13 protein-coding genes and 1 pseudogene are annotated in these 13132 nt (G+C 60.1%); 6 read left to right on the top strand and 8 right to left on the bottom strand.

All coding sequences use genetic code 11. From position 1 onward, the window contains the following. Positions 1-1770, bottom strand: a 1770-nt coding sequence (gene glyS, locus AAAB16_RS08785; protein ID WP_340662990.1) for a glycine--tRNA ligase subunit beta, incomplete at its 3' end; no start/stop codon positions are given. Continuing rightward, positions 1767-2714, bottom strand: a complete 948-nt coding sequence (gene glyQ / locus AAAB16_RS08780; protein ID WP_340662989.1) for a glycine--tRNA ligase subunit alpha — start codon at positions 2712-2714, stop codon at positions 1767-1769. The genes glyS and glyQ, both read right to left, overlap by 4 nt. 90 nt (positions 2715-2804) lie before the next feature. Between glyQ and AAAB16_RS08775 the strand changes: the two genes are divergently transcribed. The 3 genes from AAAB16_RS08775 (at position 2805) to AAAB16_RS08765 (ending at position 4689) form a co-directional block, all read left to right on the top strand. Beyond that, positions 2805-3356: a DNA-3-methyladenine glycosylase I gene (locus AAAB16_RS08775; protein WP_340662988.1), complete on the top strand. Its 552-nt coding sequence runs from the start codon at positions 2805-2807 to the stop codon at positions 3354-3356. Between the two features lie 116 nt (positions 3357-3472). Further along, a complete protein-coding gene (locus AAAB16_RS08770) occupies positions 3473-4360 on the top strand; it encodes a lysophospholipid acyltransferase (RefSeq protein WP_340662987.1) in 888 nt (295 codons plus the stop codon). Positions 4361-4419: 59 nt separating this feature from the next. Next, entirely contained in the window at positions 4420-4689 is a 270-nt protein-coding gene (locus AAAB16_RS08765; RefSeq protein ID WP_340662986.1) for a PilZ domain-containing protein, read from the top strand. A gap of 157 nt (positions 4690-4846) precedes the next feature. On the opposite strand, the gene AAAB16_RS08760 is transcribed toward AAAB16_RS08765, so the two are convergent. The 5 genes from AAAB16_RS08760 to def all read right to left on the bottom strand — a co-directional run bounded on the left by AAAB16_RS08760 (position 4847) and on the right by def (position 9467). Then, complete coding sequence (locus tag AAAB16_RS08760) at positions 4847-5149, bottom strand: bacterial transcriptional activator domain-containing protein (protein WP_340662985.1); 303 nt, start codon at positions 5147-5149, stop codon at positions 4847-4849. A gap of 14 nt (positions 5150-5163) precedes the next feature. Beyond that, entirely contained in the window at positions 5164-6537 is a 1374-nt protein-coding gene (trkA, locus tag AAAB16_RS08755; RefSeq protein WP_340662984.1) for a Trk system potassium transporter TrkA, read from the bottom strand. Positions 6538-6614: 77 nt separating this feature from the next. Further along, on the bottom strand, positions 6615-7943 hold the full coding sequence (rsmB, locus tag AAAB16_RS08750) for a 16S rRNA (cytosine(967)-C(5))-methyltransferase RsmB (RefSeq protein WP_340662983.1): 1329 nt from the start codon (positions 7941-7943) through the stop codon (positions 6615-6617). After that, the gene (gene fmt, locus AAAB16_RS08745; protein ID WP_340662982.1) at positions 7940-8890 is read right to left on the bottom strand and encodes a methionyl-tRNA formyltransferase; all 951 of its coding nucleotides are present in this window, start codon (positions 8888-8890) and stop codon (positions 7940-7942) included. The genes rsmB and fmt overlap by 4 nt, the downstream gene beginning before the upstream one ends. A gap of 70 nt (positions 8891-8960) precedes the next feature. Next, positions 8961-9467 carry a peptide deformylase gene (gene def, locus AAAB16_RS08740; RefSeq protein ID WP_340662981.1) on the bottom strand — a complete coding sequence of 169 codons (507 nt, stop codon included), beginning with the start codon at positions 9465-9467 and terminating at the stop codon, positions 8961-8963. 153 nt (positions 9468-9620) lie between these two features. Between def and AAAB16_RS08735 the strand changes: the two genes are divergently transcribed. The 3 genes and pseudogenes from AAAB16_RS08735 (at position 9621) to AAAB16_RS08725 (ending at position 12432) form a co-directional block, all read left to right on the top strand. Further along, entirely contained in the window at positions 9621-10646 is a 1026-nt protein-coding gene (locus AAAB16_RS08735; protein WP_340662980.1) for a LysM peptidoglycan-binding domain-containing protein, read from the top strand. Positions 10647-10740: 94 nt separating this feature from the next. Further along, positions 10741-11826: pseudogene (gene dprA / locus AAAB16_RS08730) on the top strand (DNA-processing protein DprA). Positions 11827-11874: 48 nt separating this feature from the next. After that, positions 11875-12432 (top strand): Sua5/YciO/YrdC/YwlC family protein, encoded by a 558-nt coding sequence (locus AAAB16_RS08725; protein WP_340662979.1) that lies wholly within the window; start codon positions 11875-11877, stop codon positions 12430-12432. 2 nt (positions 12433-12434) lie between these two features. On the opposite strand, the gene AAAB16_RS08720 is transcribed toward AAAB16_RS08725, so the two are convergent. After that, a partial coding sequence (locus tag AAAB16_RS08720) for a quinone oxidoreductase (protein ID WP_340662978.1) occupies positions 12435-13132 on the bottom strand: 698 nt, incomplete at its 5' end.

Here is a 13132-nt window from a genome sequence, read left to right as displayed (position 1 = left end):
GCCCTCGGCTTTGCTCAACAGATTGGAAACGCGCTTATTGGCCGCAGCCAGTGCTTCGGCTTCCGGCAGTTTGCGGAAGGCCTGCACCGCTTGTACGCGTTGGTCGAAGTCCAGCGGCGACACCGGGTTCACCGCACGCACGGCCTGATACACGGCCACTTCCACACCTTCGTCTTCATAACGCGCACGCAGGCGGTCGAAGATAAAGTCCTGCACCTGCGCAGCCAGGCCGGCCGCTTTAACCTGGGCGCCGAATTGCTCAATGGCGAAGGTAATGGTGGCGGCCAGGTCGAGGTCGAGGTTTTTGTCGATCAGAATGCGCAAGATGCCCAATGCGGCGCGGCGCAATGCGTAGGGGTCTTTGCTGCCGGTAGGCAACATGCCGATGCCGAAAATGCCGACGAGGGTATCCAGCTTGTCAGCAATCGCTACGGCCGAACCGGTTAGCGTGGTCGGCAGTTCGGCACCGGCACCACGCGGCATATATTGCTCATTCAGAGCCAGGGCGACATCTTCCGGCTCGCCATCGTTCAGCGCGTAGTAGTAGCCAGCGATGCCTTGCATCTCCGGGAACTCGCCGACCATTTCGGTGGCCAGGTCACACTTGCTTAGCAGACCGGCGCGGGCCGCGCGATGGCTATCGCCACCGATGCGTGCGGCGATAAATGCCGCAAGCAGCGACACACGTTCGGCTTTGTTAAATACCGAGCCCAATTGGGCCTGGAATACTACGTTGGCCAAGCGCGCGTTAAAGCTCTCGAGCTTTTGCTTTTTGTCTTGCTTGAAGAAGAACTCAGCGTCGGTCAGGCGTGGGCGAACCACCTTCTCATTGCCGGAAATAATCTGCGCCGGATCTTTGCTTTCAACGTTGGCCACGGTGATAAAGCGCGGCAGCAACTTGCCATTGGCATCCAGCAGGCAGAAGTACTTTTGGTTGTCCTGCATGGTGGTGATCAAGGCTTCCTGCGGCACGGCGAGGAAACGCTCTTCAAACGAGCACACCAGCGGTACCGGCCATTCAACCAGGGCGGTTACTTCGTCAAGCAACGCTGGCGGCACAATGGCGCTACCGTTTTGCTCGGCGGCCAAGGTGTCGACGCGTTTGCTAATCAGGCTGCGGCGCTCGGCAAAGTCGGCCAGCACGTAGGCGCTGCGCAGATCTTCCAGGTAGTTCGCCGGCGAGCTGATGCGCACGCTATCGGGGTGGTGGAAACGGTGGCCACGAGACTCACGGCCGGCTTTCTGCGCGAGAATTTCGCAGTCCACCACGTCGTTGCCAAACAGCATCACCAGCCATTGGGTTGGACGAACGAATTCTTCTTTGCGCGCGCCCCAGCGCATGCGCTTCGGAATTGGCAGATCGTTTAGCGAGGCGCTAACGATGCCGGCCAGCAAACCCACGGCCGGTTGCCCGGGAATGCTCTGGCTATATTTCAGCTTGGCGCCACTACGGTCGATGGCGGAAATATCCACGCCGCATTTCTTGGCGAAACCCAAAGCGGCTTGGGTTGGATTGCCGTCAGCGTCAAAGGCCGCCTGCACGGGCGGACCGTCGAGATTGACGCTGCGATCGGGCTGTTGCACGGCGAGTTGATCAATGATCACCGCCAGGCGACGTGGCGCTGCATAAACGCGGCTGCCGCTATAGCTCAGACCAGCGCTTTTCAGGCCTTTTTCGATGCCGGCGAGAAACGCCTCACCGAGGGTTTTCAGCGCTTTAGGTGGCAGCTCTTCGGTGCCCAGTTCAACCAGAAAATCTTGCGCACTCATTCTGCTGCCTCCAGCTTGGCCAATACTTCATCGCGCAGATCCGGCGCCGCCATCGGGAAGCCGAGACGGGCACGCGCCTGCAAGTAGCTCTGTGCTACCGACCGAGCCAGGGCCCGGACGCGGAGGATGTATTGCTGACGGGCAGTCACCGAAATCGCACGGCGAGCATCCAGCAGGTTGAAGGTGTGCGAGGCCTTGAGCACCATTTCGTAGGTCGGCAACGGCAGTTGCAGCTCGATCAAGCGGTTGGCTTCGCTTTCATAGAAGTCGAACAGCTCAAACAGTTTGTCGACGTTGGCGTGTTCGAAGTTGTAGGTGGACTGCTCCACCTCGTTCTGGTGGAACACATCGCCATAGGTGACCTTGCCGAATGGGCCATCGGTCCACACCAGGTCATACACCGAATCCACGCCCTGCAGGTACATGGCCAGGCGCTCGAGACCGTAGGTGATCTCGCCGGTTACCGGGTAGCACTCAATGCCGCCTACTTGCTGGAAGTAGGTGAACTGGGTGACTTCCATTCCGTTAAGCCAGATTTCCCAGCCCAGACCCCAGGCGCCGAGGGTCGGCGATTCCCAGTTGTCTTCAACAAAGCGAATGTCGTGCACCAACGGGTCCAGACCAATGCGCTTCAACGAGCCCAAATACAGCTCTTGGAAGTTGTCCGGGTTGGGTTTGAGCACCACTTGGAACTGGTAGTAGTGCTGCAGGCGGTTGGGGGTTTCGCCGTAGCGGCCATCACCAGGACGGCGGCTGGGTTGCACATAGGCGGCGTTCCAGGTTTCCGGGCCGACGGCGCGCAGAAACGTGGCGGTGTGGAAGGTGCCGGCGCCGACTTCCATATCGTAAGGCTGAAGCACCACACAACCTTGCTCGGCCCAGTACTGCTGGAGGGCGAGGATCAAGTCTTGGAAGGTGCGCACGGCAGGCGTAGGCTGGCTCACTAATTTCACCTGTACTGAGGCTGCGACAGAAAGGGCGGGAGTATACCCGATTCGCCCCGCAAACCACCCTCGCCCTCCCCTAGGAGCCCTATGCCACGCTGCTCTTGGTGCAACGATGACCCGCTGTATATCACCTACCACGATCAGGAATGGGGTGTGCCGCAGCGAGACCCGCAGCACCTGTTCGAAATGCTGTTACTCGAAGGCTTTCAGGCCGGGCTGTCGTGGATCACCGTATTAAAGAAGCGTGAGCGCTATCGCCAGGTGCTGTTTGGCTTTGATGCCCAGCGCTTGGCCGTGCTCAGCGATGAAGAAATTGAAACGCTGATGCAAGACCCCGGCATTATCCGCAACCGCCTTAAACTCCAAGCCGCGCGCAAAAACGCCCAGGCTTGGTTGCGTCTGACCGAGCCTGTGGAGTTTCTCTGGTCGTTTGTAGGCGGCGTGCCCAAGGTCAATCACTTTTCGGGCCGTAGCGCTGTTCCGGCGGTCACAGTCGAGGCCGAAGCCATGAGCAAAGCCCTGAAGAAAGCCGGCTTCACCTTTGTTGGCCCGACCATTTGCTACGCCTTTATGCAGGCCACCGGCATGGTCATGGACCACACCCAAGATTGCAGCCGCTACGCCGAGCTTGGCGGCTAAAACCCTAGGGCGTGCTGGGCGCACCGTTACGTTCTTTGTGGGATCGCTAGGTGCGCATCACCCTACGACGCGTTGCTGGTTACAATGCGCCCCTGTTTGAATTTGGGGAATGAGCGGTGGAGAAGTTCAAAGGTGCGTTGATCGTCGGCTTTTTGCGTCTGTTCGCGCTATTGCCGTGGCGTGCGGTGCAAGGGCTGGGCGGTTTGATTGGCTGGTTGATGTGGCGCTTGCCGACCCGCTCACGCACCGTGGCCAGCATCAACCTGAGCAAATGCTTCCCGGAGCTGGACGCCGACGCCCACGACCGCCTGCTGAAAAAAAGCCTGATGGATATCGGTAAAACCCTCACCGAAAGCGCCTGCGCCTGGGTCTGGCCGGCGGAGAAATCGCTAAAGCTGGTGCGCCAAGTGGAAGGCCTGGAAGTGCTGCAAGCGGCGCTGGCGTCCGGTAAAGGCGTCGTCGGTATCACCAGCCACTTGGGCAATTGGGAAGTGCTTAATCACTTCTACTGCAACCAGTGCAAACCCATCATTTTTTACCGTCCGCCAAAACTCAAAGCTGTTGACGATCTGCTGCGTCAACAACGCGTACAACTGGGTAACCGTGTGGCACCGTCGACCAAAGAAGGCATTCTTAGCGTGATCAAAGAAGTGCGCCGCGGTGGTTCGGTGGGCATTCCGGCTGACCCGGAGCCCAGTCTGTCAGCGGGCCTGTTCGTACCCTTCTGTGGCACCCAGGCGCTGACCAGTAAATTTGTTCCGGGCATGCTTGCTGGTGGCAAAGCCGTTGGTGTGTTTCTGCATGCGCTGCGGCTGGACGATGGCTCGGGCTATAAGGTGATTCTCGAGGCAGCGCCCGAGGGTATGTACAGCACCGATACCTATAACGCCGTGGCGGCGATGAGCCAAGTGGTTGAGCGTTATGTGCGCGCTTACCCCAGCCAATACATGTGGACCATGAAACGCTTCAAGAAGCGGCCAGAAGGCGAGAAGAAGTGGTATTGATGCATCGCCCGATAGCTATTACTGTCTGAGCACCGACGCCCGGACATGACAGGATAAGCATGGATAACAAGCGCGAGTTCCGCCGCAGCCCCCTTAAGGTTCAGTTGCGCATTGATCATCCGGTTCACGGACAACTGATGGTGACTACCCGCGATATTTCCGAAAGTGGCGTATTTGTGGTGATCGACGATGCGCGCAGCCTGTTAAGCATCGGCGAAGTGTTCACGGGTCAAGTTCAAGGGCTGCCAATAGAAGCCCCCATCGTGCGCCTGGAAGTGGTGCGCTTCGAACCCAGCGGGGTTGGCCTGGTCTTTCAACAGGATGCGTAGGTTGGGTCGTTCCGCGCTCGGTGAGCAAAGCGAAGCCCAACGATACCCAGAAAGACGCGCCAACCCCGCTGCTGATCAGGACGCCTGAGCTTTCCTCTTAACCGTTTGAAACGTTGCTGGATTCAATCTCTTCGTATCGTTGGGCTTCGCCTTTGGCTCAACCCAACCTACGCAAAAACACGCTCATTTCCTTTTCCGCCTGCTTGTCGCCCTTCCCTTGCGCGGCGCTGATGCCCTGTTCCCAGGCGGTTCGCGCAGCGGCGGAGTTGCCCAGCGCCAGATGCGCCTTGCCCAATAATTTCCACGCCGCTGAATAGGCAGGGTCAAACTCAACACAGCGTTGCAGGTGCTCGACGGCTTTAGCGTGGTCATCAAGGTCGAGATAGCCTTTGCCCAAACCGAAGCGCAGCAAGGCGTTATCAATGCCTTTGCCGAGAATTTTTTCCAGTGAGTCGAGCATCACGGTGCTCCTTTTTAGAAGAAGGTCAGGCCGACCTGGAACAGGCGCTCAACGTCGCGGATGTACTTCTTATCCACCAGAAACAAGATCACATGGTCGCCGGCTTCGATCACCGTATCGTCATGGGCGATCAGCACCTCTTCGTCGCGCACCAGGGCGCCAATGGTGGTGCCGGGCGGCAGCGCAATGTCTTCAATGGCGCGGCCTATCACTTTGCTGGATTTCGCGTCGCCATGGGCAATTGCCTCAATGGCTTCCGCCGCACCGCGACGCAGGGAATGCACGCTGACGATATCGCCGCGACGTACGTGGGCCAGCAACGTGCCGATCGTGGCCAGCTGCGGACTGATGGCGATATCAATCTCGCCACCCTGTACCAGGTCAACATAGGCCGGGTTGTTAATCAGCGTCATCACCTTGCGCGCGCCCAAGCGCTTGGCTAACAACGACGACATGATGTTGGCTTCGTCATCGTTGGTTAGCGACAAGAAGATATCGGCATCGCTGATGTTCTCTTCCACCAGCAAATCGCGGTCTGAGGCGCTGCCCTGCAGCACGATGGTGCTGTCCAACGTTTCAGACAAATATCGGCAACGCGCCGGATTCATCTCGATGATTTTTACCTGGTAGCGGCTTTCGATGGCCTCGGCCAGGCGTTCGCCAATATGGCCGCCGCCGGCGATCACGATGCGTTTGTTGTTGTCTTCCAGGCGGCGCATTTCGCTCATCACGGCGCGAATGTGGGCTTTGGCGGCGATGAAAAAGACTTCGTCATCAGCCTCGATCACCGTGTCGCCACGAGGAAGAATCGGCCGGTCGCGGCGAAAAATCGCCGCCACGCGGGTGTCGACATTGGGCATATGCTCACGCAACTGACGCAGTTGCTGGCCCACCAATGGCCCGCCGTAATAGGCCTTTACCGCCACCAGCTGCGCTTTGCCCTCGGCGAAGTCGATCACCTGCAGGGCGCCCGGATGCTCGATCAGGCGCTTGATATAGTTGGTCACCACCTGCTCGGGGCTGATCAATACATCCACCGGAATGGCGTCGTTATCGAACAGGCCGGAGCGGGTCAGGTACGCCGCTTCGCGCACACGGGCAATCTTGGTCGGGGTATGGAACAGGGTGTACGCCACCTGGCAGGCGACCATATTCACTTCGTCGCTGTTGGTTACCGCTACCAGCATGTCGGCATCGTCGGCACCGGCTTGGCGCAGTACCGTGGGAAACGACCCCTTGCCTTGAATGGTGCGGATATCCAGGCGGTCACCCAGATCACGCAGCCGGTCACCGTCAGTGTCGATCACGGTGATGTCGTTGTGCTCGCTGGCCAGGTGTTCGGCGAGGGTGCCGCCGACTTGGCCGGCGCCGAGAATAATGATCTTCATCCGTGTACATCCCTACGTGACCAACAGAGGCCCGGCTGTGAGCGGCCGGGCAAAATAGCAGCCTGCACGGGCTCTACTCAAGCGCGGGGGGCGGCGGCGATTTTGATCAGTTTGGCGTAGTAAAACCCATCGTGCCCGCCTTCCTGAGCCAGTAATTGGCGGCCATGGGGTTGCTTCAGACCTGGTGGCTGCTGGCCCAGTTGCCCGGCGATATCCAACTCGCGAGCGCCAGGTGTGCGGGCCAAGAACGCGTGCACGACTTCGGTATTTTCTGTGGGCAACGTGGAACAGGTGGCGTAGACCAATACGCCGCCGACTTCGAGGGTCGGCCACAGCGCATCGAGCAATTCGCCTTGCAGGGTGGCGAGAGCGGGAATGTCATCCGGCTGGCGGGTCAGTTTGATATCCGGGTGACGGCGGATGACGCCAGTGGCCGAGCATGGCGCGTCGAGGAGAATGCGCTGAAACGGCTTACCGTCCCACCAGACATCGGTTTGCCTGGCGTCGGCGGCGATCAACTCAGCATTCAGACCCAGGCGCGCGAGGTTTTCTTTTACCCGTACCAGGCGCTTGGCTTCCAGATCGATTGCCACCACGCCAGCCAACGCTGGTTCGGCTTCCAGCAGGTGGCAGGTTTTGCCGCCAGGGGCACAGCAAGCGTCTAGCACCCGTTGGCCGGGGGCCAGGTCCAGCAGGTCGGCAGCCAATTGCGCAGCTTCGTCCTGCACGCTGACGCGGCCTTCGGCAAAGCCCGGCAAGGTGGTGACGTCGCAAGCCTCACTTAGCACGATGCCGTCGCGGCTGAATTGGCAGGCGCTGGCGGCAAAGCCGACGCGCTGTAGTTCGGCCAGGTAGTCGTCGCGGTTACCCAAGCGGCGGTTGACCCGCAAGATCAGCGGTGGATGCGCATTGTTGGCGGCGCAGATGGCTTCCCACTGTTCTGGCCAGAACGCTTTCAGGGCTTTTTGCAGCCAGCGTGGGTGAGCAGTGCGGGCCATCGGGTCGTGGTCGATTTCCACCAGCAGTGCTTCAGCTTCGCGTTGAGCTCGGCGTAGTACGGCATTGAGCAAGCCTTTCGCCCACGGCTTTTTCAGCTTTTCTGCCGCGCCCACGGTTTCGCCAATGGCGGCATGGGCAGGAATACGGGTGTAGAGCAACTGATACAGGCCCACCATCAGCAGCGCTTCCACATCGCGGTCGGCGGCCTTGAACGGCTTTTGCAGCAGGCGTTCAGCCAGGGCGCTGAGGCGCGGCTGCCAACGGGCGGTGCCAAAGGCCAGGTCTTGGGTCAGGCCCTTGTCGCGTGCTTCAACTTTATCCAGCTGTTTGGGCAGCGAACTGTTAAGCGAGGCTTTGCCAGAGAGAACCGCCGCCAAGGCATTGGCCGCTGCCAGACGCGGATTCATGCCCCCGCCCCCAGCACTGTGCCCACGGCGAATTGCTCGCGGCGGCTGTTAAACAGGTCAGAGAAATTCAGTGCTTTGCCGCCGGGTAATTGCAGGCGGGTCAGGCGTAACGCGCCTTCGCCACAGGCAACCGTCAAACCGTCACGGCTGGCTTGCAGGATTTCTCCGGGTTGGCCGTGGCCTTCGGCGGGGTGCGCGGCAAGAACTTTCAGCGGTTCGCCATTGAGCGTGCTGTGGCAGATCGGCCAGGGATTAAAGGCCCGCACCAGGCGCTCCAACTCAACAGCGGGACGACTCCAGTCCAAACGCGCTTCATCTTTATTGAGCTTGTGCGCATAGGTGGCCAGGTCATTGTTCTGCACCTCGCCTAGGAGCGTTCCTGCGGCCAGCTCGGCGATGGCCTGCAAAACGGCGGGAGGGCCTAGCTCGGCAAGACGGTCGTGCAGGCTGCCGCCGGTGTCTTCGCTACTGATAGCGGTGCGGACTTTTAGCAGCATCGGCCCGGTATCCAGCCCCGCCTCCATTTGCATAACGGTCACGCCGCTTTCCGCGTCACCAGCTTGCACGGCGCGCTGAATCGGCGCGGCGCCACGCCAACGCGGTAGTAGCGAGGCATGGCTGTTGATGCAGCCCAGGCGTGGGGTATCGAGCACGACCTGCGGCAGGATCAGGCCGTAGGCAACCACCACCATCAGGTCGGCGTTCAGCGCGGCAAGCTCGGCTTGCGCGGCAGGGTCGCGCAACGTCGGTGGCTGCAGCACAGGGATATTGTGTTCCACAGCCAGCTGTTTAACCGGGCTGGGCATCAGCTTTTGCCCGCGCCCGGCCGGGCGATCTGGCTGGGTGTAGACCGCCACAATCTCGTGCTCGCTGGCGAGCAGGGCTTTGAGGTGTTCGGCGGCGAACTCCGGGGTGCCGGCGAAGACGAGGCGCAGTGCTTGGCTCATGTGTGGCTCATTTGAAGTGCTGAATGCTGAAAAGAAAAAGGCTTGCCGGAGCAAGCCTTTGATCGGCAGGTTAGCCCTGCTGGCGGTGCGCTTTTTCGAGCTTTTTCTTGATCCGGTCGCGCTTGAGCGTAGACAGGTAGTCGACAAACAGCTTGCCGTTAAGGTGGTCGCACTCGTGCTGAATGCAGATGGCGAGCAGTTCTTCAGCGATCAGTTCAAAGGGCTGACCGTCTCGGTCTAGCGCCTTGATTCTGATCTTCTGCGGGCGGTCGACGTTCTCGTAAAAGCCCGGCACAGAAAGGCACCCTTCCTGATACTGCTCGGTTTCTTCGGTGAGCGGTTCGATCTCGGGATTGATGAAAACCCGCGGCTCGTTCTTCTCTTCGCTAAGGTCCATCACCACTACGCGCTTATGCACGTTGACCTGTGTAGCGGCCAAGCCAATGCCCGGCGCGTCGTACATCGTCTCAAACATATCGTCGATCAACTGACGCAAAGCGTCGTCAACCACGTCTACTGGCTTGGCGATGGTACGCAGGCGCGGGTCGGGAAACTCGAGGATGTTTAGGATTGCCATATGCGTTGTGTGATGCACTTGTGGAATAAAGTCAAAATCCGCTGCTAATATGCTGAGCAGCATTGAAAAACGGCTTCAGGCCGCGGCTTCCGAGGCTTTCGGAGCAGCCCTTGGGCGTTCTACGTGAAGACACATAATAAAGGGATTCACCGCATGAGGAAATCACTACTCGCCCTGCTACTCCTAGCCGCCACTGGCTTGGCTCAGGCCGAAGTGCAGCTCAAGGAAGGCCACCCGGACCGCTACACCGTGGTCAAGGGCGACACCCTCTGGGATATTTCCGGGAAGTTCCTCAGCGAACCGTGGAAGTGGCCAGAAATCTGGCACGCCAACCCACAAGTTGAAAACCCCCATTTGATCTACCCAGGCGATCAGCTCTCGTTGACCTACGTTGACGGCCAGCCACGTCTGACGCTTAACCGCGGCGAGTCGCGCGGCACCATCAAGCTGTCGCCGCAGGTGCGTAGCACGCCGATGGCACAGGCCATTCCGACTATTCCGCTGGAGGCCATCAATAGCTTCTTGCTGAACAACCGCATCGTTGACAGTGAAAAAGATTTCTTGACCGCTAACTATGTAGTGGCCGGTACGGCTGAACGTGTGGTCAGCGGCGCAGGTGACCGTATCTACGCACGTGGCACCTTTGATGAGCAGCACCCGGTTTACGGCATCTTCCGTCAGGGCCGCACGTACATCGACCCGGACACCAAAGAATTCCTCGGCATTAACGCTGACGATATTGGCGCCGGCCAGGTGATTGCCGAAGAAGACGGTGTTGCAACTCTTGCGCTGTCGCGTACCACTCAGGAAGTGCGTAACGGCGACCGTCTGTTCCCAACCGAAGAGCGTCCGGTCAATTCCACCTTTATGCCGAGTGCACCTGCCAGCGAAATCCGTGGCTTGATCCTTGACGTGCCGCGTGGCGTGTCGCAGATCGGTCAGTTCGACGTGGTGACCTTGAACAAAGGCAAGCGTGACGGTCTTCTCGTGGGCAACGTACTGGCGGTATATAAAACCGGCGAAACCGTACGTGACCGCATAACCGGCGAATCGGTGAAAATCCCCGATGAGCGCGCGGGCTTGCTGATGGTGTTCCATACCTACGACAAGCTCAGCTACGGCTTGGTGCTACAGGCCACCAGGCAGCTTGAAACGATGGACAAGGTTAGAAACCCCTAATCGACAAAACCCCCGCAAATGCGGGGGTTTTTGTTTATGGGGTCTTGTAGGAAAAACTCCGCAATAACGCTGTTTTGATCAGGGACTGATCCGCATGACCAACACTTCTCCAGCAGAACTTGAAGCACGCCTACGTGTGCACTGCCTGCCCGATTTAGGCACCAAACGCTTTCGCACTCTTATTGATGCCTTCGGCAATGCCTCATCGGCGCTTAGCGCACCGGCAGCCGCTTGGCGCTCACTGCGGTTGCCGCCCGCTTGCGCCGAGGCTCGGCGTGATGAGCAGGTGCGTCAACGGGTCAACGCCAGCCTCGCCTAGTTACAGCAACCCAACCATCACCTGCTGATGTGGGACGACCCCAACTACCCGGCGCTACTCGCCGAACTGCCGGACGCGCCACCGCTGCTGTTTGTTGCCGGCGATCCACAGCTGTTGCAGCAACCGCAACTGGCCATCGTTGGCAGCCGGCGGGCCTCCAAGCCCGGCATGGATACCGCCCACGCCTTCGCCCGGAGCCTGGCTGCCGGAGGCTTTGTGATTACCAGTGGCATGGCCCTGGGTATTGATGGCGCGGCCCATCAAGGCGCTCTGGCGGTCGGCGGTAAAACGCTGGCCGTATTAGGTACGGGCTTGGAACAACTCTACCCTCCCCGTCACCGCACTCTGGCCGCAGACATCGTCAGACAGGGCGGCGCGCTAATCACCGAGTTGCCGCTGGATAGCCCGCCCATTCCGGCCAACTTTCCGTTGCGCAATCGGCTGATTAGCGGCCTGTCGCTAGGTGTGCTGGTGGTGGAAGCGAGCCCGTCCAGTGGCTCGCTGATCACCGCACGTTTGGCGTTGGAACAGGGGCGTGAGGTGTATGCCATTCCAGGCTCCATCCACCATCCCGGTGCACGTGGCTGCCATCAATTGATTCGCGATGGCGCGGCCTTGGTGGAATGCGTCGAGCATATTCTTGAGGGCCTGCGTGGCTGGCAGAACGTGGCGCCGGCGCCAGAGCGAAAACCCGCCGCGGTGAAACATCCATTGCTGAAATTACTCTTCGCCGCGCCGCAAACGGCAGAAGCCCTGGCGGTGGCCAGCGGCTGGGCTCTGCCCAAGGTGCTAGCGGCGCTTAGCGAGTTAGAAATTGAGGGGCGGGTGGCCAATGAAGGTGGCGTCTGGGTGGGCCGTTAAGCGGCGCTTGGGTACACTGCCGGCAGTACGACAAACACCGAGGTGGCGATGGTCAGCAGTTGGCGGGTTAAACAGGTAGCGCGCGTGGTGCGCAATGGCGGCGTGATTGCCTACCCTACCGAAGCGGTATGGGGCCTGGGCTGCGACCCGTGGGATGCGGTGGCGGTCGAGCGCCTATTGGCCCTCAAGCAACGCCCGGTGGAAAAGGGCCTGATTCTGGTGGCCGACAGCATGGAACAGTTCGACTTCCTGTTCGACGACTTCCCAGAGCTGTGGATCGATCGCCTGGCCAGCACCTGGCCCGGCCCCAACACCTGGCTGGTGCCGCACCAGAATCTGCTGCCCGCTTGGATTACCGGCGAACACGAAACCGTGGCCCTGCGCGTTAGCGACCATCCGCTGGTGCGCGAGTTGTGCGCCCTGACCGGGCCGCTGGTATCCACCTCGGCCAACCCGGCGGGGCGGCCGCCAGCGCGCAATAGCCTGCGTATTCAGCAGTACTTCCCTGAGCAACTCGACGCCGTGCTCAACGGCGCCCTTGGCGGGCGCAAGAACCCCAGCGTGATTCGCGACCTGGCTACCGGCAAGGTGCTGCGCGCCAGTTAGGTTTAGGGCAGTAACACCGTCGAGCCGCTGGTTTGCCGCCCCGACAAAGCGATATGCGCCTGGGCGACATCCTTTAAGGCAAAGCGCTGGTTGATATCGACCGTGATCTGGCCGCTGGCGAGCATGGCGAACAGCTCATCGGCCATTGCCTGTAAGTTCTCGGGCGTGTCTGCATAGCTGCCCAGGGTTGGACGGGTGACATACAGCGAGCCTTTCTGCGCCAGCACGCCCAGATTGACGCCACTGACGGGCCCGGACGAGTTACCGAAACTCACCAGCAAGCCGCGCGGGGCGGTGCAATTGAGCGAGGTTTCCCAGGTGTCTTTACCGATGGAGTCGTAGACCACCGGACATCTCTTACCCTCGGTCAACTCGAGTACGCGCGCGACAACATCCTCATGGCTGTAATCGATGGTAGCCCAGGCCCCCAGCGCTTTGGCGCGTTCAGCCTTGGCTGCAGAGCCCACCGTGCCAATCAGCTTGACGCCCAGGGCCTTGGCCCATTGGCAGGCAATGCTGCCCACGCCGCCGGCAGCGGCATGAAACAGGATGGTTTCGCCGCCTTTGAGCGGGTAGGTCTGGCGTAGCAGGTATTGCACGGTCAGGCCCTTGAGCATGACGCTGGCCGCCAGCTCAAAACTGATGCTGTCCGGCAGTTTCACCAAGTGCGCGGCCGGCAACACATGCACTTCGCTGTACG

It is taken from the genome of Pseudomonas sp. (assembly GCF_037994325.1).
In the GTDB taxonomy this organism is placed as follows: domain Bacteria; phylum Pseudomonadota; class Gammaproteobacteria; order Pseudomonadales; family Pseudomonadaceae; genus Aquipseudomonas.
Note: the sequence above shows the minus strand (reverse complement) of the source record. Positions and strands in the feature narration are given on the sequence as shown.